Below are 24,296 nucleotides of genomic sequence, written 5' to 3'. Positions count from 1 at the left end.
TTTTATGAATAAATTATTTGTTGCAGCTTTGAAAGAAGAAACTGTAGGACTTAATTATTTTTATCATGTTGGTGTGGGTAAAATTAACGCTACCTATAATTTAACTAAATTAATTCATAAATATAAACCATCAGAAGTAATTAATTATGGTACAGCAGGAGCTGTGAAAAAAGGATTATCTGGGATTATTGAATGCACAAAATTTTACCAAAGAGATATGGATGTCAGAGGTTTGCTAGATCTTAAATTAGGTGAAACTCCATTTGATAATATTAATGAAATAATTAATTCTGATGAAGGACTTTCCTGTGGCAGTGGAGATAGTTTTGTAAATAAACAAATTGAGATGAACGTAGATCTTGTTGATATGGAAGCTTATGCTTTAGCGAAAGTATGTAAACTTGAGAGTGTAGAGTTTAAATGTTTTAAATTCATATCAGATAATGCTGATGATAATGCTCCCCTAGATTGGACAGAAAATTGCAAAAAGGGAGCTAAATTATTTCATATTAAGATGAGTGATTTCTAGTTTAGCGATTATATATTTTCATTGAAAATAGTGCTAATATCTATATCAAGACTTTTTTTTAAAACTAAAATACTTATGACTAAAGTTGGTGAGCACATTACCTTAGATATTATTGGAACTACCAAGGAATACGATCCTTCTGTTTATGAAAAAGTAATACATGATATTGCGAAAGCTGCAGAAGTTACAATTTTAAATATTTCAAAATATAAGTTTGAACCACAAGGTTTTACTATTTTAGCTTTATTAGCTGAAAGTCACATTAGTTTTCATACATTTCCTGAAAAAGGGATAATTAGTTTTGATTTTTTTACATGTGGAAAAGTAAATCCATCAATTGCAATTGATATTATAAAGAAAGCATTTGCACATAAAAGAATAGTTAAAAAAGAATTTAACAGAGACACAAAATCTCTTTATCATGACATTTATAGTTCACCAGGTTTGCAAAAATCTTATGTAGTAAATGATGTTCTTGAAGATTTTAAATCTAAAGTTGGACAACATATTGAGATTTTAGAGTTAGAACAATTTGGCAAATCTTTATTTATTGATGGAGAAATACAAGTTGCTGCTACAGACGAGCATTTATATAGCTCTACATTTGTTGGTGCTGGTCTTAATTTAAATCAAAATAATGAAAGAGCTGCAATTATTGGTGGTGGAGATGGTGGTGTTGCAAGAGAATGTATTTCGAAAGATTTCAATTTTGTAGACTGGTTTGAACTAGATCCGGAAGTTGTCGATGTATGCAATAAACATTTAGGGGATATTGGAAAAAAAGCAACTGAGAAAAATTCTGTAAAATGTGTTTGGGGTGATGCTTTTGAAAGTATCAAGTCAGTAGAAGATGATACATATGATCATATTTTTGTTGATCTTAATGACGATCAGTTTTGTATAGATCTTGCTGCTAAAAATATGGATTCTATGATTAGGATTTTAAAGCCTAAGGGCGTAATTACTGCTCAAGTTGGAAGCCAAGATAAGAAACCAAAACAAGTAGATAGTTGGCTAAATGTATTTAATCATCATTTTGGAAATACTAAATTATCTAGAGTTTATATCCCTAGTTTTGATTGCTCTTGGAATTTTTCATCGTCAATCAATCATTAATTTTTCTTTTTAAATTATTAAATCTGTGAAATAATTGCTCAAATTTAAAGGAGAAAATAATGAATATATTCAAAAAAACTATTTTAACAGTTCTAGCTTCTTTATTAGTCATTGGGAATGTTTACGCTGACAAAATAAAAATTGGAACTGAAGGCGCTTATCCTCCATGGAACTCTAAAGATGCTTCAGGCAATCTTATTGGTTTTGAGGTTGAGTTAGCACAAGAACTTTGTGCAATCATGAAACATGAGTGTACTATTGTTGAGCAAGATTGGGATGGAATGATTCCAGCTTTGTTAATGAGAAAGTTTGATGCGATTATGGCTGGAATGTCAATTACTGCTGAAAGACAAAAAACAATTACTTTTTCACAAGGTTATGCGGATGAAGTAGCATCACTTGCAGTAATGAAAGGTTCAAGCTTAGAAGGCATGGATACTCCAGAAGGTGTTAACTTAACTTTAGGTGGATCTTCTGTTAAAAAAGCACTTAAAACTATAACAGGTGCACTTGCTGGTAAAACTGTTTGTACTCAAACAGGAACTATTCACCAAAACTTTTTAGAGTCTGGTGATGTTGGAAGTGTAAATGTTAGAACTTACAAAACTCAAGATGAAGTTAACTTAGATCTTACTTCTGGAAGATGTGATGTTGCATTAGCAGCAGCTGTTGCATTTACAGATTATGCTGACAAATCAGGTAAACCAGTTACGTTAGTTGGACCAACTTTTTCAGGTGGTGCATTTGGTAATGGTGTTGGTGTTGGTATTAGACAAGGTGGAGATGATGCGATCGGTAAAAGAGACGCTAAACTTCTAAAAGACTTCAACAAAGCAATTGATAAAGCTAGAAAACAAGGAATTATTAGCAAACTTGCTATTAAGCACTTTGGTTTCGACGCTTCTATGTAATTAATTTCAGATTTGGCGACTATAATATATAGTCGCCAATCTATATGGAACTTCTCGCATTTGGTAAAACAGGTTGGGGTGATGAATTATTTTATGCAACCCTAATGACCATAGCTGTCTCTGTTACAGCAATGTTTATTGGATTTTTCTTTGCACTTATATTCACTCCTTTAAAATTATCTAAGTATAAATCTTTAAATTTAATTGGAAATTTTTACACAACTGTTATTCGTGGTGTTCCTGAACTTGTTAGTAATCTATCTTTTCTTTTTTGGCGGAAGTGGTGCAATAATGTATGTTGCATCTATCTTTGGTTATTTTGAATATATAGAGATTAATGCTTTTATTACAGGCTCGATGGCGATTGGAATAATTTCAGGCGCTTATTCAACCGAAGTGTTCCGAGGTGCAATTCAATCAATAGATAAAGGTCAGTTTGAAGCTGCTAAAGTTTTAGGAGTAAGTAAATTTGTACAGTTTTATAAAATAATATTGCCTCAAATGTTAAGACTTGCTATTCCAAACTTAAGTAACGTTTGGCAGATTACTCTAAAAGATACATCTCTTATTTCAGTTACAGGTTTAGTTGAGATTATGAGACAATCTTATATTGCAGCAGGCTCTACTAGAGATCCATTATTCTTTTATTCATTTGCTGCAGTTTTATATTTATTGCTTACTTATTTAAGCATGAAACTAATCAATAGATTAGAAGCTAGATATAGCAGGGGGTATTAATGGATTTTGAATTAATGTTTACCAGCTTTCCCAAATTATTAGGTGCAACGATTGTTACTTTAAAACTTTTATCTGTTTCTTTATTCTTTGGATTATTTCTTGGATTATTGTTTGCAATTTTAAGATTAAATAAAAATATATTTATTAATAAATTTGCTTATGGATACTCTTATGTTTTTAGAGGAACGCCTTTATTGGTTCAAATTTTCATAATTTATTTTGGCTTAGGACAGATTGAATATTTAAGATCAACATTTTTGTGGGTTATTTTAAAAGAACCTTACTGGTGTGCAATTATAGCTTTTACTTTAAATACTGGTGCTTATACATCTGAGATACTAAGATCTGCATTTCAGACAATCAAACCAGGCATTATTGAAGCCGGTAAAAGTTTAGGAATATCGAGCAAAATAATTTTTTACAAAATTCAAATTCCAATAGCGATTAGACAATCATTACCAGCATATGGAAATGAAATAATACTGATGATGAAAGGGACTTCCTTAGCAAGTACTGTTACCTTAATGGACTTAACAGGTGTTGCGAAATATATTATTTCAACAACTTTTAAACCAATAGAGGTATTTATTGTTGCGGGTGGAATTTATTTATTCATGACTTTTATCATTCATAATGTCATTAAATACTTAGAGAAAAAATATAGTTTTCAACAATAAAAATGTTTCTATCTGAAAAGCAAATTAAAGATTATCAAACAGATGGAGTAATAATTGTTAAAGATATTTTTAAAAAATGGATAGAGCCATTAAGAAAAGGTTTTCAAAAAGTTTTAGATAACCCCAGTAAACATGGACGAGAGAATGTAAATGATAACAATGGTAGATTTTTTGAAGATTATTGTAATTGGGAAAGAATAGAGGAGTTTAAAGATTGTATTTTTAATTCACATGGAGCTCAAATTGTTGCTGAAGCAACTAATTCTAAATCATCTCAAATTTTTCATGAACATATTTTCATAAAGGAACCAAGCACATTTAAAGAAACACCTTGGCACCAAGATATGCCTTATTACTGTGTTGATGGTAATGATACAGGAAGTTTTTGGATACCATTAGATGAAGTGGATAATAAAAATAATCTTAAATTAATTTTGGGCTCTCATAAATGGCAAAAATTAATTAGACCTACAAAATGGTCTAATAATCAATCTTGGTATCAAGATGATAGTTCTTTTATGGATTTACCTCCATTAGAAGAATTTGAAAAAAATATTTTAATCCCAGAACTTAATTTAGGTGATGCTGTATTATTTAATTTTAAAATTGTGCATGGCTCAACTGGGAATAATACTTCAAAATCTAGGAGGGCATTTTCAATGAGATTTATAGGTGATGATGTTAAATATATTGATAGAGGAGGTCCAACTTCTCCACCATTTTATGGAATTAATTTAGAAACTGGAGATGTAATGAGAGAGGATTGGTTTCCAAAAGTTTTTAATAACTAATTAGCTTTTATTTTTTGATTGATAACTAGAACTGCACCAACAATTAAAATAGGAAGACCAACAATAAGATCTATTTGCCACTCTAATTTCTCAAAAATTGTAGATATTATTAAAGCAAGAACAGGCATAACAACACCAACATAACCAGCACGTCCTGGACCAACTTTTTCAAGTAATTTTAAATATGAAACAAAAGCAAAGATTGATCCAAAAATAGATAAATATAATAGAGATGTTATATAGCTAAAGCTGTATTCAAATAATAATTCAGTACCACGCACCTGTGTAATTAATAAGGTAACAATAGAACCATATAACATAGCATAGGCAATTGTTTGTAGTGGAGGAAAGTTATTATTCAAATTTCTTTGATGAACCATGTTTCCTGTTGAGGCACAAAATGTTCCAATTAATGCCAAAAATAATCCAATGTGAGTACCTTTTTCAAAGCTAAAATTAAAAATCTCATCATTAAAAATGATCACAATCCCAATCATTCCAATTAATGCACCTATTAATGTTTTTAAAGATGGTTTTCTCTTGAAGTAAAAAGTTTCACCTAAAATATTCATTATAACAACAGTAGAAAAAACAATTGCTGGAAATGCACTTATTAAATAAGTGTTAGATAGGTAAAAGAAAACATAGTTAATTGAATAAAGACAAGTTCCAAAAAATAAAAACCAAATGTGATTATTAATAGAAAATTTTAAATTCTGTTTTTTGATTAATAGGTAAATAAAAAAAATGATTGCTGCAATTAAGAATCTATAAAAAACAGATACTAATGGATCTACATAACCTAATTGAAATTTAATCAAATACCAAGTGGGGGACCAACAAAAAAGTGTGATTAAAAATAAAACATAGTTATTCATTAACAGTCTTAATAACTAGTATATTCTTTAATTTCTTTAATCTTTGAACCTGTATGATTGTTAATTTCTAACTTAATTTTAGCCCTGTCGTCATTTAAGAAATGAACATCTCTTGAAAGTTTAATAAAAGTCTCTGTAAAATCTTTTTCTTTTTCACATTGTCTTTTATCATCTTCAATTACCCATAATTTTGCATTAATTTGTTTTAAAGACTCAAAAAGTTCATTTAACTTTTGATCAGATTTAACATTGTTATTTAATTGATTTTTAAGGATTGAGTGCTCCTCATTAATAAATTTTAGTTTTTCCGAATCTTTGATTTTTTCTTGTTTAATTTCTAGGATAGAAATTTTGTCCAATAATTCACCAACGGATACTTCGACTAGAATTTTATTCATTAAAAAATATACTATGTTAAGTTGTTATAAATATGTCTAATATTTTAATCATTAAACATGGATCTTTAGGAGATATAGCTCAAGCATGTGGGGCAATTCAAGATATTTCTGAAAATCATAAAGATGATCAAATTCATTTATTAACTACAAAACCATACTTTGATTTGTTCAAAAAAAATCCACATATTTCAAATGTTATTTTAGATAAGAGGCTATCAAGACTAAACCTGATCTATTTATACTCATTAATGAGAAATATTAAAAAATACAATTTTTCAAAAGTTTATGACTTACAAAATTCTAGCAGAACAGCTTTTTATAAAAGAATATTGTTTCCAAATGCATCAAAGGATATTTGGTCTTCTACTGAAACGACATTACCCGAAGGGACTACAAAAGAAGATTTTGATAAAGACTCAGTTTTATCAAGATTTGATCATCAATTAAAAAGCTCTGGAATAACAACTCATCATACCTTAAGTCCTGATTTTTCGTGGAGCCCATCAGATATAACTCAAATAAAAAATTACCATCAATTAGAAAAATATATTGTACTTTTTCCTTTTTGCTCACCTCATTTAACTTCTAAGAAATGGCCTTATTATAATGATTTAATTTCTATGATTAATGAAAAATTAGAAAACAAATTTAAAGTAGTTATTGCACCTGGGCCAGATGAAATTAAAGATGCATCAACCATTAATGCTCTTTGTGTTTTAGACAATGGTAAAGCTCTAGATATTTCTCAATTAGCTGCATTGATTAAAGATAGTTCATTTGTTGTTGCAAATGATACTGGACCTGCTCACATGACAGCTCATTTAAGGTCAAAAGGAATTGCATTATTTGGTTCTCACACAACTCCTTTTAAAGTAAGTATTGAAAGAGAAAACTTTAAAGCAATACAAGCTCCAGAGTTATCGAAGTTATCACCAGAAAAAGTTTTTGAAAGATTGTCTGAAATTATTTCTTAATTTTTTCTAATACTCTTAAAAATATGGGAACAGTGAAAAGTATAAAGAGTAATCTTATTATATGATGAAAAGCGACAAAGTCTGGATCTAGATCAAAAGCAATTGCTATAACTGCAACTTCATAAATTCCACCAGGACTGAAAGATAATATTAAGGTTAAAATATTTGTATCAACAAAAAATGTTGCAACATATGCAGCAAGCAAACCTAGCAAAACCAATATAGTTGTAGCAACAATACTATGAAGTGAATTGTTAGCTATCTCTTTAACAGTTTTTTCTGCAAATCTACACCCAACTGAAGAACCAAGAATTAGTAGACAAAAATTTACAGTTTCATCTGGTAATTTATATGATGCTATATCTGTAATTTGTAACAAACCACTAGCAAATAATGTACCTGAGAGTAAAGCTGCTGGAACTCTAATTTTATCAAAAACAAAAATAAAAAATAACGATGCAAAAATAAGTAAAATTAAATTTAAGTGATTTTGACCTAAATAATTGAAGTCATTATTTAACAAAACATCGTTACCAGTATTATTTACTATAATAAATGGAATTACAGTTATTATGATTATCAATCTTATTAAGTGTGAAGTTGCAACTTGAGATAAATCTGTTTTTTCATTTTCAGCTAAAATCATTAAAGGACCTAACGCTCCAGGAGCTGCTGAAAATATCGAAGCCTTTTCACCGTAACCTGCAAATTTTTGTAAGTATTTAGCAACAATTAAAATACAAATTATTATATAGATTAGCATGATTAGTGAAGTCCAAATCCAATTACTTATTTGATTAAATAAATTTTGATCTATGTAATTTCCAATATGCAAACCTAAGATTATCAAAATAAAGCTTAATACAATTTTGGGCATGATGATTTTTAAACCTGATAATGCAGCAATTGATGTGACAATCATTGGGCCTAAAAACCAAGCTAGAGGAATATTAAAATAATCAGCAATAATCGCACTTGGAAAAGAAATTATTAAAACAGAAATAAATTTTATTGTGAAAATTTGATTGATTTGATTTAACATTACTGGATTTTATCTAATTTTTTTTCGATCTTAATTTTCGAAGATCTTAAAATATTTAAAAAATTTAAACAGTTTTTTTTATTAAAATTAGAGATATGCCCAGTTATTGTTAAAGCTCCTAAAAATTGTTTCTTTGTTCTAAATATTGGAACTGATATAGAGGCTATTTCTCTATCTCTTTCCCCAAATGACATAGAGTATCCTTGCTTTAAAATTGTTTCTTTATTTTCTATTTGCAAATCATTATAAGATGACAAGATATGTCCACTTGAACCTTTATTCAGAGGTTTCTTTGTTCCAATTTGAATTGAATGTTTAATTATTTTATTTGGCTCACTAGTTTGAATACATATTCTTGATTCTTTCTGTTTTACAAAAAAACTGGCTGTTTCATTTGTTTTGGCAGAAATAAGATCTAACTCAGATTTAATTGAATTTTTGAAATTAAAACTACTATCGTAAATTTCATATAATCTTGAAATAGAGTGACCGATTTTAAATTCTCCATTTCTTATTTTTCTAATATATCCAAAATTTTCAAGCGACTTTGATATTCTTGAAATTCTACTTTTATGATCTCCAGTTATGTTCGCAATTTTAGTTATAGATAGAGACTCATTTTTTTCTGTGAAACAGTTTAAAATTTCTAAAGCTTTGTTTACTGCATCAACACCAATAATATTTTTATTAGATTTCATAATTATTCTATTGAATAGAATAACATGTTCTACAGAATAGAACAATACTAACATTATTATTAGACATTAGTTTGAAATATTTATTAAGTATCAAAAAAACTAATAGAGGGAAAATAATGACAAACATTAAAAAAATAGTTTCAGTATTATTCTCAGCAATCCTATTATTCTCAGCAACTACAACTAGTTCAATCGCGATTGATAAAATTCACTTCGTAATTGGTGGTGGTGCTGGTGGTGGTTGGGATGGAACTGCTAGAGGTACTGGAGAAGCTTTGACAAAAGCTGGTATGTTAAAAAGTGCATCATTTGAAAATATGTCAGGTGGTGGTGGTGGAAAAGCATTAGCTTTCATGATTAATACTAAACCTGCAAATACAGTTTTAGTTCAATCAACACCATTAGTTTTAAGATCAATCACTAGACACAAAGGTTACGTGAGTGGAAGTGGTACTTTATCTTATAAAGATGTTGTGCCAATCGCTGGTGTAATCGGTGATTATGGTGCGATTGCTGTTGCAAAAAACTCACCTTACAAAAACTTTAAAGATGTAGTTGATGCATATAAGAAGAATCCAAGCTCAATCAAAATGGCAGGTGGATCAGTAAGAGGAAGCATGGACCATTTAATTGGTGCTTTGGCTTTCCAAGCTGCTGGTGCTAATCCAAATGATGTAGCTTACATTCCTTATGATGCTGGTGGAAAAGCGTTAGCTGGACTTTTATCTGGAGAAACACAAATTATCTCTACAGGTTTAGGTGAGCTTATGGGTGCAAGAGACCAAGTAACAATTATTGGTATTACTGCTCCATCAAGAGTTTCTGATGCTCCAGATGCACCAACTCTAAAAGAACAAGGATACGATGTACAATTCGTTAACTGGAGAGGATTTTTTGGTCCTCCAGGTATGAGCAGTGCAGATAAAAATGCAATTGCTAAAATGCTAGGCGATGTACAGAAAACTTCTGAATGGGAAAATGTAAGAGCAAGAAATGCTTGGGTTAATATTTACAATCCAGGTGACAAGTTTGTTTCTTTCTTAGAAAAACAAACAGAAGAAATGACAGCTCTTATGAAGAAATTAGGAGTTATATAATCCTTAGGATTATTTAAAAATTAGAGCAGTGAATATAAATACTACAAAAATTATATCACTGCTCTTTTTTATTTTTTCAGTATTTTATTTATATACTGCTTACCAAATTCAAGTTTTTGCATTTGATGAAAATGCACCTTTTAATGCCAGAACATTTCCAATTTATTTAGGTTATGCTGGTTTATTTTTTTCAGGATTAAAATTAATTTTACCAGATCCAAACACAATTAAAGTAGAGCATAAAACTCTAGAATATAAAAAAACAGGAATTTTAGTTTTAATTGCAATTATATATGGAGCAACCATCCTAAAAGTTGGTTATTTTTTAACAACCTCTTTCTTTTTGATGGGGTCATATTATTTTCTAGGTGAGAGAAGATGGATATTAATGTTTATGCTATCTTTTCCATTTGTTGCAGCATTTATGTACTTATTACACGGCGTTCTTGATATTTATCTTAGAGACCCATTTTTAAAATTAATTGGAGTGATGGGATGATTGAAGGAATTTTAATTGGCCTAACAACAGCTCTTACTTTTCAAAATATCTTTATGGTGATGATTGGTTGTTTTTTTGGAACAATCATTGGAATGCTTCCAGGTCTTGGACCAATGACAGCAATTGCGTTAATGATACCAATTACATATGGTTTTGATCCAGCAACTGGATTAATTTTAATGGCTGGTGTTTATTATGGTGCTGTATTTGGTGGATCTACTTCTTCTATATTATTGAATGCACCTGGTGTTCCTGGAACTGTTGCAACATCATTTGATGGTTACCCAATGGCACAACAAGGTAAAGCTGGCAAAGCTTTAGCTATTGCTGCTTGGAGTTCTTTTGCAGGTGGAACACTTGCTGCAATTTATTTATTATTTTTAGCACCGAGTTTATCAAAAGTAAGTTTATCGTTTAGATCTCCAGATTATTTTGCACTAATGATTTTAGGTTTAACTGCAATTGCTGCCTTTTCATCTAAAGGACAATTTATTAAAGCAATGATGATGGTTGTGCTTGGTTTAATGTTAGCATCCGTTGGCCAAGATAGCTTGTCAGATATTACAAGATTTACATTTAATAATATGAACTTAACTGATGGAATAAGTTTTGTTCTTGTTGTAATGGCAACTTTTGCAATGAGTGAAGCGTTAACTATTATCTTAAAACGTAATGATCCAACAGCTGCTGCTAAACAAGTATCCTTAACTGAACTTGGCTCAATTAAAATTGATAAAGAAGAAAGAGCAAAGATGTTAAAAACTATTCCTCGAACATCAATTATTGGTTTTATAATAGGAGTTTTACCTGGTGCAGGAGCAACGATTGCATCATTTTTAGCTTATGGAATGGAGAGAAATTTAGTTAATGATAAAGAGAAAGAACAATTTGGCAAAGGTAGTGTTCACGGATTGGCTGCACCTGAGACCGCAAATAACGCAGCTTGTTCTGGTGCGTTTGTTCCTTTATTAACTCTAGGTATTCCAGGAAGTGGAACTACTGCTGTAATGTTGGGTGCTCTTTTAGGTTTTGGTATTCAACCAGGTCCAAGACTTTATATGACTAACCCTGAAATATTTTGGTCAGTTATTATGTCTATGTATATTGGAATGGTAGTATTACTTATTCTAAATTTACCTTTAATTCCTTACATAGCTAGAATTTTAGCTGTACCAAAAAACTATTTAATTCCACTTATTTTATTTTTCTCAATTACAGGAATTTATGTAATGTCATTTAACAATTTTGATATTTATTTAATGATTGGAATTGCTGTAGTTGCAACTTTTATGCGCTTATATGATTTTCCAATGCCACCACTCATTCTTGCATTTGTTCTAGGAGGATTGATGGAAGAAAACTTAAGAAGGTCTTTATTATTAAGTGATGGTTCTTGGACTTTTTTATGGGATAGAACTCTTACAACGTGCATATTAGCAACAACTATTCTTATTGTTGGATGGCAAATTTACAAAACAATTACTAAAAAAAATTAAGATTTAATATCAATTCTTTTTCTAATTATATCTTTGTCTAGTTTCATTTCTCTGTAAGAAATTATAAGAACACCGGTAAATATTATAAGAGCACCAATCCAAGTATAAAGATCTGGCATTTCATCAAATACCAAATATCCAATAATAGAAGCAAAAACTAAATTTAAAAATGAGTAAGGTTGAGTCATGCTTACATCAACCAATTTAAATGCATGGTTGAGCGTTAAATGTAAAACAGTTCCACACATGGCAGCTAAGATTAAGTAGATGAATGTTTTTAAGCTTGGCATTTCCCAAAAAAATAAAACAATAATGAAGCTGAGAAGACTCATAAAAATAGATTGATAAGCTAGAATAGTAATTGCACTATCATCTTTGGAAATTTTTTTAGTTATAATTATATTAATTGACCAAAGTAATGCTGAAAATAAAACCATATAAACTCCAATAGATATATCTACAAAACCAGGTCTAATAATTACTAACATTCCGCTGAAACCAAGTATTAACGCTAAAGTTCGATATATATAAATCTTCTCTCCTAAAAAAAAAACTGCAAGTATTGTTACTATTAAAGGAACTACAAAAGATATTGCTGTAAGTTTTTCAATAGGAAGCAGCACCAAAGCTGAAAAATATATAAGCATTGCAGGTAAACCAAGTATTGCTCTTAAAAAATGTTGTTTAAGATGAGTTGTTTTAAGTACAGCATCTTTATTCTTAATTATGTAGGGTAAAATAATTACTAATCCTAAAAAAAATCTAAAAAAACCAGCCACATAAACATTAACATCTTCTTGAGCTATCTTTAAAAAAGAAAGCATTACAGTTCCAAAAAAAACAGAGGTGATGATTAAAAAAATAGCTAATTTGTTATTGGACATTAATAAATGACTATAAGTATAACTGAAATATAAACAATCTTAGTTTAATTTTTAGAAGATTGGTTTAAAACAAAGATACCAGAACAGGTAATTATTATAGCTCCAATAACTGTGAATATATCTGGAATATCATTATAAAATATATATCCAAAAATTATTGCCCAAAAAATTAAAGTGTAATGAAATGGCTGAATAATACTTGCTCTTGCTTTACTCAATGCAATTATTTGAAGGTAAAGACCTAATGAAAAAAATATACCAATACCTAAAAACATTGCGTATGAATATCCATCAATTGGAGTCCAAAACTTAGAAGCCAATAAAGACATAATTATTAAACCAATGATTGATGTATAAAATAATGAAGTCTCATTCGCATCATGTTCAGAAACTTTTTTAGTAATAATTTGATAAAGTCCAAGTACAAATGCAGCAATTAATGGCAACAACGCTTTTGGATCAAATATTGATGAAGTGGGTCTTAGAATAATCAAAACCCCAACAAAGCCAATAAAAATTGCGATCCATGTTTTAGCAGATACTTTTTCTTTCAAAATTATTGCAGATAGTGCAACAACTATTACTGGTGCAAGTGAACCAATGCTATGAGCATTAGCTAATGATAAATACTTAAATGATAAAACAAAACAACCTGACTCTATCACTGATAGTAAGCTTCTAAATATCTGTAATTTGATATCTTTTGATTTGTAAAAAAAAAGATTATTTTTTCTTTTAGATTCAAATAAAGCTAAAAATAAAACAAAAAAATATTTAACCAAAAGTAATTGAAAAATAGAATGATGTATTATTAAAGTTTTTTGAATTGTATCTAAAATAGAAAAAGATAAATATGCAAAAATTCCAAAAAGCATCCCAATAGACTCCTTGGAGTTAAAAAGGTACATAAATTAGCTTAAGATTTTTTTATATTCTTCAACAATATTAGGCCAATAAAATTTTGAGACCTTATCTTTAGCACCTTTTCCGAACTCTAAATATTTTTTATTTTCTAGCATTGAATTTATTGAATAATATATTGAGTCTAAATTGGTTCCATCACAAATCAGGCCTGTCTTTTCATGTTCAATTGCATCAGATGCACCTCCAACTTCACCACCAATAGAGGGTATGCTATATTGTGCTGCTTCAGTGTAAGCTATTCCAAAACCCTCTACTGAAGATTTATGAACAATAGATGGCATTACAAATATATTTGATTTAGCCAATAAGGCATTTTTTAAATCATCACTTATATCTTTAAAAAACATTACCTGACCCTCTAAGTTCAATTCTTTTACAAGACTTTTAATATTTTCCTCCTCATCCCCATAACCAATACAAATGTAGACAATATCTGGATAAATTTGCTTTAAATTTCTTAAAGCCATTATTACTTTTTCATGATTTTTTCTTTTATCAAATCTTGAAACAGTAATTAATCTTGGTGTTTTAACTGTAAGTAAGCTTTCAACTTTATCTAATGATTTTTTATCAAGATCTTTAATTGGATCTATCCCTGGATTAATTACAATAATATTTTCTTTTTTTACTCCAATTTCAATTGCCAAATTTTTAGTATATTTTGAATTAGCAATTACTTTTTCAACATTATTTAATACTTTTAATAAACGTTTGTTAATCCCTGATCCTTTAGCGTGGTTAATTTCTTTACCATGAATTAAGCAATATTTTTTTTTATTAGTTTTTAAATGTTCTAAGCTTTTCCAATGATCAGCTATAATTCCATTTACTTTGCTATTTTTAATAAATTCATCAATAAGATATGCTTTTCTATATTTTCTAAGCAATTTAGGTCCTCCAACTCTCTCAATAGAGAATGTTGCTTGTTCATCAAATTCTTTATGTTTTTCAACATAATCTGCAAAAACTTTAATCATAAAGTTTTTTGAAAGCTCTTTTGCAAGTCCCCACATTAAGCTTTGCATACCACCAAGCTCAGGTGGAAAAGATCTAGTAACGATTAAATACATTAATCATATTTCCATTTGATGCCACAGCCAGCACTAGGGATTTGGTTCTGTGGTCCATTGCCAGTTTCAGCAATTTGTTTCATAGATTTTAATAAATCACTTTCACCATCTTTTACTGGTACAAAATTTTTAAGCTCTCTTAGTCTTCCTCTATATTGTAACTCAAGGTTTTTATTATAACCAAAGAAATCAGGTGTGCATACAGCATCATAAGATTTTGCAATTTCTTGAGTATCATCATGCACATAAGGAAAATTAAAATTATTATCTTTAGAAAATTTAATCATATTATCAAACGAGTCATCTGGATAATTCACAAAATCATTTGAGCATATCGCAACTGTGTTAATTCCAATTTTTTTTAATTCATTGCAATCTTCAACTAGCTCTTTTGTAATAGCTTTGACATATGGACAATGATTACAAATAAACATTATCAAAGTTCCATTTTCTCCCATAACGTCATTTAATGAAACAACTTTGTTTTCTGTAGATTTTAATTCAAAGGGTAAAGCTTTTTTACCAAAATCACATATTGGAGTTTGAACTGGCATACTATAAGAATATATAAATTATGTTTTATGATTTAAAAGATAAAAAACCACAAAACTCTGGCGAAAATTGGGTCGCACCAAATGCAACAATCATTGGTGATGTGACTTTAGAGAAAAACTCTAGCATCTGGTTTAATGCTGTATTACGTGGTGATATTGAAAATATTCATATAGGTGAGGGGTCTAATGTACAAGATGGCAGTGTTTTACATACTGATCCAGGCTGTCCTTTAAAAGTTGGAAAAGACGTGACTGTCGGCCATCTAGTTATGCTTCATGGATGCACAATTGGAGATAATAGCTTAATTGGTATTGGGGCAGTAATTCTAAACAATGCTAAGATTGGAAAAAATTGTATAATTGGTGCTAAAGCTTTAATTACTGAGAATAAAGAAATACCAGATAATTCTTTAGTAGTAGGTTCACCAGGTAAAATAATAAGAGAAGTGACTGAAGAAGAAAAAAAATCAGTTTTAGAAAATACCAAACACTACCAAGATAATTGGAAAAAATATTCAAAATCAATTTTCTAATAGGAGATAATAATGCCAGCAGGTTATGTAATCGCACAATTAAAAGTAACAAACCCTGAAAACTATAAAGAGTATGTAGCTAAAGTGAGTGAAGTAGTAAAAAAATTTGATGGAGAATATTTGGTTAGAAATGGTGAATACCAAGTTGTTGAAGGAGAAGATAATTTTCCAAGACTAGTAATTATTAGATTTCCGACTTATGAAAGAGCTTTAGAGTGGTATCATTCAGATGAATATAAACCTGTTAAAGATATACGTTTACAAAATTCTGAAGGAAGCAATATTATTGTAAAAGGACTATAAATTTAAAGAATGAGTAATTATTCAAAAAAAGATTTAGATTTTTTTGCAAATAAAACTTTAGAAAATTACGATAGTAAAAAACCCAGCATAATTTTTAAAGAAAAAATAAAGATAACAAATGATGAAGCCTTGCTTATTCAATCTAATGTTGCTGAATTAAGAAAAAAAAGAGGAGAGGAAATAGTTGGTTATAAAATAGGCTGTGTATCAAAAGATACTCAAAAGAAAATGGGATTTACCCAACCTGCTTGTGGGTATCTCTGGAAAAGCGAATTGTATAATAGTGGAGTAATTTTAAATAAAAAAGACTACACCAATCCAGCTATGGAAGCAGAGTTTGGCATTATATTAAATCGAGATATTAATCCTGAATTATCCTCTTTTGATTATATACTAGAATCTATTGAAGCGATTTATCCTCTAATAGAAATTCATAATCTTATTTTTTATGGCGATGAACCTCATGGTGCAGAACTCCTTACAAATAATGCGATACATGCGGGTGTAGTTTTGGGATTAGAAAAAAAATTACCTTCAAATAAATTAGAAACTGATCTCAAACTTATTTATGACAATGAAATAATAGACACTTGGGTTAATAAAAAATGGCCAATTGACATGTTGTCAGAAGTAAATTGGCTGGTCAAAGAACAAGCTAGAAATAATAATTATCTTAAAAAAAGAGATTTAATCTTAACAGGAGCTTATGGGTTTCCAGTTCCTATAAATGACAAAACGTTAATTGAAGTAACTTCATCTGAATTTGGAGATGTTAAGGCCACTTTTAATTAAGGAATTAACCAATTATCTTTATTGTTTTCTAGATCAAATCTAGCCCTGCGATGTCCTTTAGCTGCTAAATAAAGCCACTCAATAGATTTTATTTTACACTGAATAACAGTAAAGTTTTTATAACCTTCTTCACTTTGTTCTTTAGTATAATCAAAATTATCAAGTTCAGGTTTTAATCCTGAAGTCGGTATATCACTTTCCGTTCCTGGACCGTTATCAACTAAATAACATTTTCTAGATATATGTTGTGTTTTTGACCAAGACTCTTTTGTCACTTCATTGTTATGATTAACAGTACATTCAACTTTAAGTCTAACCTGTATTTTTTCTTCCTTATCATAAAAAAGCATCGAAGCATTTTTATTGGCTTTTATTTTTTTTATTTTATCTGATCTGATATCACTGTGGTATTGAACAAGATTATTTAGTTCATCTGCTTTTCTGAGAACTACTATTCTTCCATCAAAGTCAGATTGATCTCCACAAATAAAAACAGGTATTCTAAATGGTGACCCTCTGTCTTTCACTGCATTAGTCAGCATTGACCAAATCTTCTTTTTAATCTCTGTAAAGTCCTCGTAATAAGGAACGGTATCAGTCACAGTTTACTTTTTCTTTTTTAGAAGAGCAATTAAGCTTGAACTATCCCAACGATTTCCACCCATCTCTTGAACTTTTGCATAATAGCCATCAATAAGTTCTGTAATCGGAACTGGTGAACCATTTTTTTTTGCTTCATTAATTACAATTGCTAGATCTTTTCTCATCCAGTCTACAGCAAAACCATAATCAAACACATCATCGGTCATTGTTCGATATCTATTTTCCATTTGCCAAGATTGAGCTGCTCCTTTGGATATGGTCTCCATAACGATATCCATATCTAACCCAGCATTTATTCCAAAGTTAATGGCCTCTGATAAACCCTGAACCGCACCTGCTATACACATTTGGTTCATCATTTTAGTTAACTGTCCACTCCCAGATTTACCAATTAATTTTACTTTTCTGCTATAGCAATCAATAACTGGTTCTGCTTTTTTAAATACATCTTCATCACCACCAACCATTACTGTAAGTATTCCACCTTCAGCACCTGCTTGACCACCTGAAATAGGTGCATCTAAAAAATTAAATCCCTTATCTTTAGCTGTAGCATATAATTCTCTAGAAATTTCTGCTGATACTGTAGAGTTATCAACATAAACCGAACCAGATTTAGCAGTATTAAACAATCCATTTTCTCCAAGAGATACTTCTCTTAAGTCATTATCATTTCCAACACAGGTAAAAATAAAATCAGCACCTTCAGCAGCTTTTGCAGGTGTATCTGCTTTTGAGCCTTTATATTCTGCAATCCATTTATCAGCTTTAGTACCTGTTCTGTTATAAACAGTTACATTGTGACCAGCTTTTGATATATAACCTGCCATCGGATAACCCATGACACCAAGACCTATGAAAGCAACATTAAAAGACATAATTTTTATTTCCTATGTTTAACAGTTTGAAGTTTAAAGTAATTCTATTTGGATTTATTTTTACATTTTTTTCTAGCTTTGGACAGAGTTATTTTTTAGGTCTATTTAATTCTAGTATTAGAGAAGCGTTATCTATTACCCACGGACAATTTGGCTCAATTTATGCATCAGCAACCTTGTGTAGTAGTGTTCTGTTAATTTGGGTTGGAAAAAAGATAGATGATGTAAATATTTTTAAATTTGCTTTTTTTGTAATTATTCTTTTATCATTTGCTTGTTTTTTCTTTTCAAGAATAACATCAGTTTTTTTATTATTTGTTGCAATTTTTTTAATGAGATTTTCAGGACAAGGAATGATGTCTCACACAGCATCAACTACTATCTCAAGATACTTTACTAAAACTAGAGGTAGAGCTTTAAGTATAAGTTGGTTCGGTCTTTCATCTGCAGAATTTATTATGCCTGTTCTAATGGTATATTTATTAACAATCATAGATTGGCAAAATCTTTGGCTTATTTTTTCTATTACGGTTTTAATAGTTTTGCCAATTGCATCCTTTTTATTAATTAAAAATTTAAATCTAGATTCTAGAGAATCAAGTGATGAAGATAAAAAAAATGTTGAGATTAAACAATGGAAAAGAAGGGAGGTAATAAAAGATTATAGATTTTATATTATTAGCTCTAACATGTTAGCAATGCCTTGGATATTTACCGGCTTTGCTGTTTTTCAATCTTTTATTCAAACTTCAAAAGGATGGGGTCCTTATGTAATTGCCCAATCATTTATGTCTTATTCAATTCTATCTGTACTTACTTTATTTTTATCAGGTTTTTTAATTGATAAATTTACAAGCAGAAAATTATTAATTTATATGAATATTCCACTTTTATTATCAGTAATAGTTCTATTCTTTTTTGATACACAGTTTACAGCTTTTATATTTTTAGGTTTAGTAGGGATATCTAATGGTTTTGCTAATATTTTAGGATCTTCAACTTGGGCTGAGCTATATGGAGTTAAATATCTAGGTTCTATTAAAGCTCTAACCACTGCATTGATGGTATTTGCCACAGCCTTTGGAACTGCTTTATTTGGATATTTGATAGATTTAGGTTTTACTGTAGGTGATATTGCTGTTGTATCAGGCACTTATATATTCGTTTCTTTAATTCTTCTTTTCTTTGTTCGAAAAAAGCTCAATCCAGTAATAGTATAGAAAACCCTTGCATTTTTAAAGTCTGGGGTATAAATAATCGCCCATGGCAAGAGTTACAGTAGAAGATTGTATAGATAAAGTAGATAGCCCATATGAATTAGTACTAGTTGCTAAAGAAAGAGCTACCCAATTAAATTCAGGCATTGAACCAACTTTAGATAGAGATAACGACAAAAATACAGTTATTTCATTAAGAGAAATTGCAGAAGAAAAAATTAAAGTTTCAGATTTGACTGATAGCGCAGTTTACAAACTTAGAAAACATGTTGAGCAGGTTGATGATGGTTCTGAGGATGATGAAGAAGTGGGTGATGATTTTGAAAACATGTACAAAGGTGAAATTTCAAAAAGTGGGACACCGATTTTACCATCTAAAAGAGCTAGAAAAACTCCAGAAAAAATTCAAGTTTCACAAGAGGATCTAGCTGAATTATCAGAAACAGCTAAACCAGATGTAGATGTATCAGATAGTGAAGAAACAATGAATGATCAAGGTGAAGTGTCACTTGATGAAGTTTCAGAACAAGAAAATCAAGAAGCAGAAGCAATTACAGAAGATTCAGACGCTTCAAACTCATAGTAAAATCATATAAAGTTAAATCATGAATAGGAAAGTATCAGTTGCTCCTATGATGGATTGCACAGATCGTCATGAGCGTTACTTTTTAAGATTGATCTCAAAAAATACTCTTCTTTATACAGAGATGGTTGTTGATGAAGCAATCAACAGAGGGGATAAAAAAAGATTACTTGGATTTAATATTAATGAAAAACCAGTAGCTCTTCAATTAGGAGGATCTTCCCCTAAACTTTTAGCAGAAGCTTCAAAATTAGGTGAAGACTTTGGTTATGATGAAATTAATTTAAATTTAGGTTGCCCAAGTAGAAAAGTTGAAAAAAGTAAATTTGGTGCTTGTTTGATGAAAGAACCTAATTTAGTTGCAGATTGTTTAAGCAAGATGCAGGATTCAACAAATTTACCAGTAACTATAAAAACTAGAATTGGATATGACAATGTTGAAGATTATGAAAATCTTCATAATTTTATTACAACTTTGAAATCAACTGGAGTTAAAACATTTATCATTCATGCAAGAAAAGCAATGTTAGGAAAATTTACTCCTAAACAAAATCTAAATATACCTCCTTTAAAATATGAATACGTTTATAAATTGAAGGAAGATTTTCCAAATGAAGAGATAATAATAAATGGCGGAATAACATCTGTCGATCAAATAACACCCCTTCTTCAAAAAACAGATGGTGTGATGATTGGAAGAGCAGCGTATCACACGCCTTATATGTTAGCAGACATTGAAAAAGAAATTTTTGGAACTGAAGAGGTTTTAAGTAGACAAGATGTCATTGAACAATTAATTCCATATGTAAAGGATGAATTAAAAAAGGGCACAAGATTAAATCAAATAATGAGACATACTATTGGTTTGTTTCATGGGCAAACGGGTGCCAGTTATTGGAAGAGATATTTAAGTGAAAATATGTGTGTGAGAGACGCAGATGTTAAGAAAATTGATCACATCATGGATAAAATTAAATATAACACTGTTGATACAAGCGTAGGGCAATCTGCTTAATTCTATTTTAGCAAACGAATATAGTTATTTTATTTTATTAATGGTATTAACAGCTGTTCCTGTTGGATTTGTTGCTGGTTTATTTGGTATTGGTGGTGGGTTAATTACAGTTCCTTTTCTTTATTATATATTTGGTCAACTTGGAATTAATCAGCAATATATTATGCACTTAGCAGTAGGAACTTCTTTTGCAATAATAATCCCAACATCAATAGTTTCAGTTTTAACCCATCATAAATTTAATGCGGTAGATTTTAATGTAGTTAAAAACTATGGTATTTTTGTCATTATAGGAGTGATTATTGGAACTATATTTGCAGCAACTTTTAAAACAAAATCTCTAGTGCTTTTCTTTTCAATCGTAATATCGTTTTTGGGTATTTATTTACTTTTAATCAAAGAGAAAGATAAAAATATAATATCTGAAATGAAACTATATTTAAAAATTATACTTGGTACGATTGTTGGATTTATTTCTGCTATAACGGGTATTGGTGGTGCTGTCATGAATGTACCAATTCTTAAGTTTTTTGGTTATTCAATTAATAAAGCAATTGGTAGTGCAGCAGCAATTGGTTTTTTAATTGCATTGTTTGGTGCTACAGGTTTTTTTATTTCAGGAAGTTATTTAAAAACAAATTTACCTTTTAGTATTGGTTTTTTAAATATTCCAGCTTTTTTAATCTTTATTCCTATTACAACTTTTATGGCAAGACTAGGAGCAAGAACAGCTCATAAAATAGATAAAAATAAAATTAGTAAATTACTTGGTATTTTTTTATTAATAGTTGCAGCTAAGTTTTTCTACGAGTACTTAAAATTATAGATATGCCTTTTGAAATCGATAAGAAATTTTTAAAGTCTTCACATTATATAACGGAACTTAAACTATGTAGTATTAGGCTTTATGATAATTCTAAATTTCCTTGGGTTATTCTAATTCCCAAAAAAAATAAGATTACTGATATGAGTGATCTAAATTCTAAAGATCAAATTTTACTTATGAAAGAAATTATTCACGTAAGTAAAATTATGAAAAAATTATTTAAAACCTCAAAGCTGAATATAGAAAAAATTGGTAATATGGTTCCTCAGTTACATATTCACGTTATAGCAAGAAGTAAAAAAGATAGTTCATGGCCACTATCTGTGTGGGTTGTAAAAGGTAAAAAGTATACCAAAGAAACTTTATCTATTATGATGCAAAAGGTTAATAAAGCTTTTAAATAAAAAGAGGTGACTTCAGTCTCCCTCCATCACCTCATCTAAATAATTATCTGATTCTTGGTAAATAACTAAGCACGTTTTGATTGAATCTTTGATTTATTGTATAACTTTATTGAAGAATTTTATTTTCACAAAATTTAGACGCAAATTCAGTATCTTTAATAATATCCTCTGGTTTTTGATTGAATACTCTATCCAGCTCCTCATCAGAAAACTTTTCGCTTAATTTATCAACAGTGCACTGGCAATAAGTTTTAGCTTTGTCTGCTCCTAAATACTGTTTTGAATTCTGATAGCAGCCAATATACATTTGCTGTTCATTTTGCTCACTTAAACCATAACTTTTTAATGGTACTAGCAAGAATAGTATAATAATTAGGCTAAATTTTTTGATCATATTCTCCAACTTTTCCAGTTTTTTGAAGTAAATCGTCAATAAAATAAAAGATTTTCTTCTTTCTTATATCTGACGTTGGACTTTCAGTTACAATCACTAATGAGGGTTTATTTGAAGACGCTCTTATTAATCCCCAAGAACCATCTTCAAAAGAAAATCTTACACCATTTACTGTTAAAACTTCAGTAATTATCTGATCATCAATTTTAATTTTATTTTTTTTTATTTCTTCAACTTGTTTAACTAATTCTTCAACTACTTGATATTTTTCTTCATCCTTACAAAAAGGTGCCATCGTAGGTGTTTGATATGTATTTGGTAATTCATTAATAATTTCACTCATCATTTTATTTTGATTATCTAATAAATGACACACGTGAATAGCTGAATTAATACCATCATCATATCCGTAACCTAAAGGTTGGTTAAAAAAGAAATGACCACTTTTTTCAAACCCGGCTAAAGCTTTTTCATTATTTACTTTTCTTTTGATGTGAGAATGTCCTGTTTTCCAATAAATAGTTTCACAATTATTTTCTAATAGAACATTATCTTTTGAGTATAATCCTGTAGATTTAACATCTACTACAAACTTAGAATTTTTATGTTTTGTTGATAGGTTTCTTGCAATTAATAAACCAATTTTATCTGAAAATATTTCATTTCCTTGATTATCAATAACACCAACTCTATCGCCATCACCATCAAAACCAAACCCTATATCTGCATTATTATCTTTAACAGCTTTCGCAATTGCGTGAAGCATTTCTAAATCTTCTGGATTTGGGTTATACTTAGGAAAAGTCCAATCTAGATTGCAATCAAGTTCAATAACTTCACAGCCAATACCTCTTAAAATGTCAGGTGCAAATACCCCGGCAGTACCATTCCCACATGCAACAACTGCTTTTAATTTTTTATTAATCTTATTACCGCTTATTAAATCATCTTTATAAACTTGTTGAAAATTTTCAATTTTTTTTTCATTACCTTCACCGTTTGAGAAGTTTTCATTTAATGTAATCTCTTTTAATTCTTTCATTTCTTCAGGAGCATGAGTTAAGCCTTTTTTAATTCCCATTTTAACGCCAGTCCAACCATTCTCATTATGACTTGCAGTAACCATAGCAACAGCATCAGCATCTAAATTAAATTGTGCGAAATAAACCATTGGAGATAAAGAAAGACCCACATCTTCAATATGACAGCCTGTTGAGATCAAACCTTTTTTAAGAGCACTTTTTATTTCCTCACTGTAAGATCTATAATCATGACCAACGATTACCCTTGGATTCTCTTTTTGAGTATGTTTTTTTATTTGAGTTCCTAGACCTTTACCAAGATTCGTGATTCCTTCCTTGCTTATGTCCTTTTCATACAACCAGCGAGCGTCATATTCTCTAAAACCATAGGGGTCTATTTTTATATTTTGATTCATCTGTTAATTACTTAACCTTTTTTAATTTTTTTTA

The 24,296-nt window shown here is 29.7% G+C and carries 30 protein-coding genes and 1 pseudogene; 19 read left to right on the top strand and 12 right to left on the bottom strand.

The features are described 5' to 3' along the window. Positions 1 to 4: 4 nt before the first annotated feature. The 7 genes from Q0X98_RS05875 to Q0X98_RS05845 all read left to right on the top strand — a co-directional run bounded on the left by Q0X98_RS05875 (position 5) and on the right by Q0X98_RS05845 (position 4,762). On the top strand, positions 5 to 529 hold the full coding sequence (locus tag Q0X98_RS05875) for a 5'-methylthioadenosine nucleosidase (RefSeq protein ID WP_297682031.1): 525 nt from the start codon (positions 5 to 7) through the stop codon (positions 527 to 529). Positions 530 to 604: 75 nt separating this feature from the next. Further along, positions 605 to 1,645: an adenosylmethionine decarboxylase gene (gene speD / locus Q0X98_RS05870; protein ID WP_297682030.1), complete on the top strand. Its 1,041-nt coding sequence runs from the start codon at positions 605 to 607 to the stop codon at positions 1,643 to 1,645. Positions 1,646 to 1,704: 59 nt separating this feature from the next. Beyond that, positions 1,705 to 2,556: a transporter substrate-binding domain-containing protein gene (locus Q0X98_RS05865; protein WP_297682029.1), complete on the top strand. Its 852-nt coding sequence runs from the start codon at positions 1,705 to 1,707 to the stop codon at positions 2,554 to 2,556. 44 nt (positions 2,557 to 2,600) lie between these two features. Continuing rightward, positions 2,601 to 2,879, top strand: a complete 279-nt coding sequence (locus Q0X98_RS05860; RefSeq protein ID WP_297682028.1) for a hypothetical protein — start codon at positions 2,601 to 2,603, stop codon at positions 2,877 to 2,879. Beyond that, positions 2,788 to 3,294, top strand: a complete 507-nt coding sequence (locus Q0X98_RS05855) for an ABC transporter permease subunit (protein ID WP_320415279.1) — start codon at positions 2,788 to 2,790, stop codon at positions 3,292 to 3,294. The genes Q0X98_RS05860 and Q0X98_RS05855 overlap by 92 nt, the downstream gene beginning before the upstream one ends. Further along, positions 3,294 to 3,971, top strand: a complete 678-nt coding sequence (locus Q0X98_RS05850; RefSeq protein WP_297682026.1) for an ABC transporter permease subunit — start codon at positions 3,294 to 3,296, stop codon at positions 3,969 to 3,971. Before Q0X98_RS05855 ends, Q0X98_RS05850 begins: the two co-directional genes overlap by 1 nt. A gap of 2 nt (positions 3,972 to 3,973) precedes the next feature. After that, positions 3,974 to 4,762, top strand: coding sequence for a phytanoyl-CoA dioxygenase family protein (locus Q0X98_RS05845; RefSeq protein WP_297682025.1), 789 nt, complete (start codon positions 3,974 to 3,976; stop codon positions 4,760 to 4,762). Here Q0X98_RS05845 and Q0X98_RS05840 read toward each other — a convergent pair. Together Q0X98_RS05840 and Q0X98_RS05835 are read right to left on the bottom strand one after the other, a co-directional pair. Continuing rightward, positions 4,759 to 5,640 carry a DMT family transporter gene (locus tag Q0X98_RS05840; RefSeq protein WP_297682024.1) on the bottom strand — a complete coding sequence of 294 codons (882 nt, stop codon included), beginning with the start codon at positions 5,638 to 5,640 and terminating at the stop codon, positions 4,759 to 4,761. The two genes, Q0X98_RS05845 and Q0X98_RS05840, sit on opposite strands and share 4 nt — an antisense overlap. Positions 5,641 to 5,648: 8 nt before the next feature. Continuing rightward, complete coding sequence (locus Q0X98_RS05835; RefSeq protein ID WP_297682023.1) at positions 5,649 to 6,038, bottom strand: DUF6165 family protein; 390 nt, start codon at positions 6,036 to 6,038, stop codon at positions 5,649 to 5,651. Between the two features lie 32 nt (positions 6,039 to 6,070). Here Q0X98_RS05835 and Q0X98_RS05830 point away from each other — a divergent pair, with 32 nt between their 5' ends. Next, positions 6,071 to 7,012 carry a glycosyltransferase family 9 protein gene (locus Q0X98_RS05830; protein WP_297682022.1) on the top strand — a complete coding sequence of 314 codons (942 nt, stop codon included), beginning with the start codon at positions 6,071 to 6,073 and terminating at the stop codon, positions 7,010 to 7,012. Here Q0X98_RS05830 and Q0X98_RS05825 read toward each other — a convergent pair. Then, positions 7,002 to 8,054, bottom strand: coding sequence for an AbrB family transcriptional regulator (locus Q0X98_RS05825; protein WP_297682021.1), 1,053 nt, complete (start codon positions 8,052 to 8,054; stop codon positions 7,002 to 7,004). The genes Q0X98_RS05830 and Q0X98_RS05825 overlap by 11 nt on opposite strands. Continuing rightward, a complete protein-coding gene (locus Q0X98_RS05820) occupies positions 8,054 to 8,752 on the bottom strand; it encodes an IclR family transcriptional regulator C-terminal domain-containing protein (RefSeq protein ID WP_297682020.1) in 699 nt (232 codons plus the stop codon). The genes Q0X98_RS05825 and Q0X98_RS05820 overlap by 1 nt, the downstream gene beginning before the upstream one ends. Before the next feature lie 116 nt (positions 8,753 to 8,868). Between Q0X98_RS05820 and Q0X98_RS05815 the strand changes: the two genes are divergently transcribed. Genes Q0X98_RS05815 through Q0X98_RS05805 form a run of 3 tightly spaced genes read left to right on the top strand, consistent with a single transcriptional unit; the run spans position 8,869 to position 11,844 of the window. Continuing rightward, entirely contained in the window at positions 8,869 to 9,849 is a 981-nt protein-coding gene (locus Q0X98_RS05815) for a tripartite tricarboxylate transporter substrate-binding protein (RefSeq protein WP_297682019.1), read from the top strand. Positions 9,850 to 9,877: 28 nt separating this feature from the next. Beyond that, entirely contained in the window at positions 9,878 to 10,348 is a 471-nt protein-coding gene (locus Q0X98_RS05810; protein WP_297682018.1) for a tripartite tricarboxylate transporter TctB family protein, read from the top strand. After that, positions 10,345 to 11,844, top strand: coding sequence for a tripartite tricarboxylate transporter permease (locus tag Q0X98_RS05805; RefSeq protein WP_297682017.1), 1,500 nt, complete (start codon positions 10,345 to 10,347; stop codon positions 11,842 to 11,844). Before Q0X98_RS05810 ends, Q0X98_RS05805 begins: the two co-directional genes overlap by 4 nt. On the opposite strand, the gene Q0X98_RS05800 is transcribed toward Q0X98_RS05805, so the two are convergent. From Q0X98_RS05800 to Q0X98_RS05785, 4 genes are read right to left on the bottom strand one after another with little or no spacing between them, the layout of a single operon-like run. Beyond that, positions 11,841 to 12,728, bottom strand: a complete 888-nt coding sequence (locus Q0X98_RS05800) for a DMT family transporter (protein WP_297682016.1) — start codon at positions 12,726 to 12,728, stop codon at positions 11,841 to 11,843. The genes Q0X98_RS05805 and Q0X98_RS05800 overlap by 4 nt on opposite strands. A gap of 44 nt (positions 12,729 to 12,772) precedes the next feature. Next, a complete protein-coding gene (locus tag Q0X98_RS05795; RefSeq protein WP_297682015.1) occupies positions 12,773 to 13,603 on the bottom strand; it encodes a DMT family transporter in 831 nt (276 codons plus the stop codon). Between the two features lie 36 nt (positions 13,604 to 13,639). Continuing rightward, the gene (locus tag Q0X98_RS05790) at positions 13,640 to 14,722 is read right to left on the bottom strand and encodes a glycosyltransferase family 4 protein (protein WP_297682014.1); all 1,083 of its coding nucleotides are present in this window, start codon (positions 14,720 to 14,722) and stop codon (positions 13,640 to 13,642) included. Then, a complete protein-coding gene (locus Q0X98_RS05785) occupies positions 14,722 to 15,276 on the bottom strand; it encodes a thioredoxin family protein (protein ID WP_297682013.1) in 555 nt (184 codons plus the stop codon). Before Q0X98_RS05785 ends, Q0X98_RS05790 begins: the two co-directional genes overlap by 1 nt. 20 nt (positions 15,277 to 15,296) lie before the next feature. Between Q0X98_RS05785 and Q0X98_RS05780 the strand changes: the two genes are divergently transcribed. The 3 genes from Q0X98_RS05780 to Q0X98_RS05770 are packed head-to-tail and all read left to right on the top strand — an operon-like array spanning position 15,297 to position 16,904. Next, on the top strand, positions 15,297 to 15,809 hold the full coding sequence (locus Q0X98_RS05780) for a gamma carbonic anhydrase family protein (RefSeq protein WP_297682012.1): 513 nt from the start codon (positions 15,297 to 15,299) through the stop codon (positions 15,807 to 15,809). Between the two features lie 12 nt (positions 15,810 to 15,821). Then, the gene (locus tag Q0X98_RS05775; RefSeq protein WP_297682011.1) at positions 15,822 to 16,112 is read left to right on the top strand and encodes a DUF1330 domain-containing protein; all 291 of its coding nucleotides are present in this window, start codon (positions 15,822 to 15,824) and stop codon (positions 16,110 to 16,112) included. 9 nt (positions 16,113 to 16,121) lie between these two features. Next, on the top strand, positions 16,122 to 16,904 hold the full coding sequence (locus tag Q0X98_RS05770) for a hypothetical protein (protein ID WP_297682010.1): 783 nt from the start codon (positions 16,122 to 16,124) through the stop codon (positions 16,902 to 16,904). Here Q0X98_RS05770 and Q0X98_RS05765 read toward each other — a convergent pair. Next, positions 16,901 to 17,506 (bottom strand): pyridoxamine 5'-phosphate oxidase family protein, encoded by a 606-nt coding sequence (locus Q0X98_RS05765; RefSeq protein WP_297682009.1) that lies wholly within the window; start codon positions 17,504 to 17,506, stop codon positions 16,901 to 16,903. The two genes, Q0X98_RS05770 and Q0X98_RS05765, sit on opposite strands and share 4 nt — an antisense overlap. Positions 17,507 to 17,509: 3 nt before the next feature. Continuing rightward, on the bottom strand, positions 17,510 to 18,385 hold the full coding sequence (locus Q0X98_RS05760; protein ID WP_297682008.1) for an NAD(P)-dependent oxidoreductase: 876 nt from the start codon (positions 18,383 to 18,385) through the stop codon (positions 17,510 to 17,512). 14 nt (positions 18,386 to 18,399) lie between these two features. Here Q0X98_RS05760 and Q0X98_RS05755 point away from each other — a divergent pair, with 14 nt between their 5' ends. The 5 genes and pseudogenes from Q0X98_RS05755 to Q0X98_RS05735 all read left to right on the top strand — a co-directional run bounded on the left by Q0X98_RS05755 (position 18,400) and on the right by Q0X98_RS05735 (position 22,430). Further along, complete coding sequence (locus Q0X98_RS05755) at positions 18,400 to 19,605, top strand: MFS transporter (protein WP_297682007.1); 1,206 nt, start codon at positions 18,400 to 18,402, stop codon at positions 19,603 to 19,605. A 43-nt stretch (positions 19,606 to 19,648) separates the two neighbouring features. Further along, positions 19,649 to 19,813 (top strand): annotated as a pseudogene (gene rpoZ, locus Q0X98_RS07485) (DNA-directed RNA polymerase subunit omega); the annotation flags it as partial. A 394-nt stretch (positions 19,814 to 20,207) separates the two neighbouring features. Next, entirely contained in the window at positions 20,208 to 21,200 is a 993-nt protein-coding gene (dusA, locus tag Q0X98_RS05745) for a tRNA dihydrouridine(20/20a) synthase DusA (RefSeq protein ID WP_297682005.1), read from the top strand. A 40-nt stretch (positions 21,201 to 21,240) separates the two neighbouring features. Further along, positions 21,241 to 22,026 (top strand): sulfite exporter TauE/SafE family protein, encoded by a 786-nt coding sequence (locus Q0X98_RS05740; protein ID WP_297682004.1) that lies wholly within the window; start codon positions 21,241 to 21,243, stop codon positions 22,024 to 22,026. 2 nt (positions 22,027 to 22,028) lie between these two features. Further along, positions 22,029 to 22,430: an HIT domain-containing protein gene (locus Q0X98_RS05735; protein ID WP_297682003.1), complete on the top strand. Its 402-nt coding sequence runs from the start codon at positions 22,029 to 22,031 to the stop codon at positions 22,428 to 22,430. Positions 22,431 to 22,536: 106 nt separating this feature from the next. Here the strand turns inward: Q0X98_RS05735 and Q0X98_RS05730 are convergent, their stop codons facing one another. Both Q0X98_RS05730 and Q0X98_RS05725 read right to left on the bottom strand, forming a co-directional pair. After that, complete coding sequence (locus Q0X98_RS05730) at positions 22,537 to 22,824, bottom strand: hypothetical protein (protein ID WP_297682002.1); 288 nt, start codon at positions 22,822 to 22,824, stop codon at positions 22,537 to 22,539. Next, positions 22,808 to 24,262, bottom strand: a complete 1,455-nt coding sequence (locus Q0X98_RS05725) for a phosphomannomutase/phosphoglucomutase (RefSeq protein WP_297682001.1) — start codon at positions 24,260 to 24,262, stop codon at positions 22,808 to 22,810. Before Q0X98_RS05725 ends, Q0X98_RS05730 begins: the two co-directional genes overlap by 17 nt. Between the last annotated feature and the right edge of the window lie 34 nt (positions 24,263 to 24,296).

Origin of the sequence: uncultured Candidatus Pelagibacter sp. (genome assembly GCF_943788075.1) — a bacterium.
Lineage (GTDB): Bacteria > Pseudomonadota > Alphaproteobacteria > Pelagibacterales > Pelagibacteraceae > Pelagibacter.
This window is presented reverse-complemented; position numbering and strand designations above follow the sequence as displayed.

Coding starts and splice junctions, on each gene's coding strand:
- Q0X98_RS05875 (WP_297682031.1), top strand. CDS start 5: ATGAATAAATTATTTGTTGCAGCTTTGAAAGAAGAAACTGTAGGACTT.
- speD (WP_297682030.1), top strand. CDS start 605: ATGACTAAAGTTGGTGAGCACATTACCTTAGATATTATTGGAACTACC.
- Q0X98_RS05865 (WP_297682029.1), top strand. CDS start 1,705: ATGAATATATTCAAAAAAACTATTTTAACAGTTCTAGCTTCTTTATTA.
- Q0X98_RS05860 (WP_297682028.1), top strand. CDS start 2,601: ATGGAACTTCTCGCATTTGGTAAAACAGGTTGGGGTGATGAATTATTT.
- Q0X98_RS05850 (WP_297682026.1), top strand. CDS start 3,294: ATGGATTTTGAATTAATGTTTACCAGCTTTCCCAAATTATTAGGTGCA.
- Q0X98_RS05845 (WP_297682025.1), top strand. CDS start 3,974: ATGTTTCTATCTGAAAAGCAAATTAAAGATTATCAAACAGATGGAGTA.
- Q0X98_RS05840 (WP_297682024.1), bottom strand. CDS start 5,640: ATGAATAACTATGTTTTATTTTTAATCACACTTTTTTGTTGGTCCCCC.
- Q0X98_RS05835 (WP_297682023.1), bottom strand. CDS start 6,038: ATGAATAAAATTCTAGTCGAAGTATCCGTTGGTGAATTATTGGACAAA.
- Q0X98_RS05830 (WP_297682022.1), top strand. CDS start 6,071: ATGTCTAATATTTTAATCATTAAACATGGATCTTTAGGAGATATAGCT.
- Q0X98_RS05825 (WP_297682021.1), bottom strand. CDS start 8,054: ATGTTAAATCAAATCAATCAAATTTTCACAATAAAATTTATTTCTGTT.
- Q0X98_RS05820 (WP_297682020.1), bottom strand. CDS start 8,752: ATGAAATCTAATAAAAATATTATTGGTGTTGATGCAGTAAACAAAGCT.
- Q0X98_RS05815 (WP_297682019.1), top strand. CDS start 8,869: ATGACAAACATTAAAAAAATAGTTTCAGTATTATTCTCAGCAATCCTA.
- Q0X98_RS05805 (WP_297682017.1), top strand. CDS start 10,345: ATGATTGAAGGAATTTTAATTGGCCTAACAACAGCTCTTACTTTTCAA.
- Q0X98_RS05800 (WP_297682016.1), bottom strand. CDS start 12,728: ATGTCCAATAACAAATTAGCTATTTTTTTAATCATCACCTCTGTTTTT.
- Q0X98_RS05795 (WP_297682015.1), bottom strand. CDS start 13,603: ATGCTTTTTGGAATTTTTGCATATTTATCTTTTTCTATTTTAGATACA.
- Q0X98_RS05790 (WP_297682014.1), bottom strand. CDS start 14,722: ATGTATTTAATCGTTACTAGATCTTTTCCACCTGAGCTTGGTGGTATG.
- Q0X98_RS05785 (WP_297682013.1), bottom strand. CDS start 15,276: ATGCCAGTTCAAACTCCAATATGTGATTTTGGTAAAAAAGCTTTACCC.
- Q0X98_RS05780 (WP_297682012.1), top strand. CDS start 15,297: ATGTTTTATGATTTAAAAGATAAAAAACCACAAAACTCTGGCGAAAAT.
- Q0X98_RS05775 (WP_297682011.1), top strand. CDS start 15,822: ATGCCAGCAGGTTATGTAATCGCACAATTAAAAGTAACAAACCCTGAA.
- Q0X98_RS05770 (WP_297682010.1), top strand. CDS start 16,122: ATGAGTAATTATTCAAAAAAAGATTTAGATTTTTTTGCAAATAAAACT.
- Q0X98_RS05760 (WP_297682008.1), bottom strand. CDS start 18,385: ATGTCTTTTAATGTTGCTTTCATAGGTCTTGGTGTCATGGGTTATCCG.
- Q0X98_RS05755 (WP_297682007.1), top strand. CDS start 18,400: ATGTTTAACAGTTTGAAGTTTAAAGTAATTCTATTTGGATTTATTTTT.
- dusA (WP_297682005.1), top strand. CDS start 20,208: ATGAATAGGAAAGTATCAGTTGCTCCTATGATGGATTGCACAGATCGT.
- Q0X98_RS05740 (WP_297682004.1), top strand. CDS start 21,241: ATGGTATTAACAGCTGTTCCTGTTGGATTTGTTGCTGGTTTATTTGGT.
- Q0X98_RS05735 (WP_297682003.1), top strand. CDS start 22,029: ATGCCTTTTGAAATCGATAAGAAATTTTTAAAGTCTTCACATTATATA.
- Q0X98_RS05730 (WP_297682002.1), bottom strand. CDS start 22,824: ATGATCAAAAAATTTAGCCTAATTATTATACTATTCTTGCTAGTACCA.
- Q0X98_RS05725 (WP_297682001.1), bottom strand. CDS start 24,262: ATGAATCAAAATATAAAAATAGACCCCTATGGTTTTAGAGAATATGAC.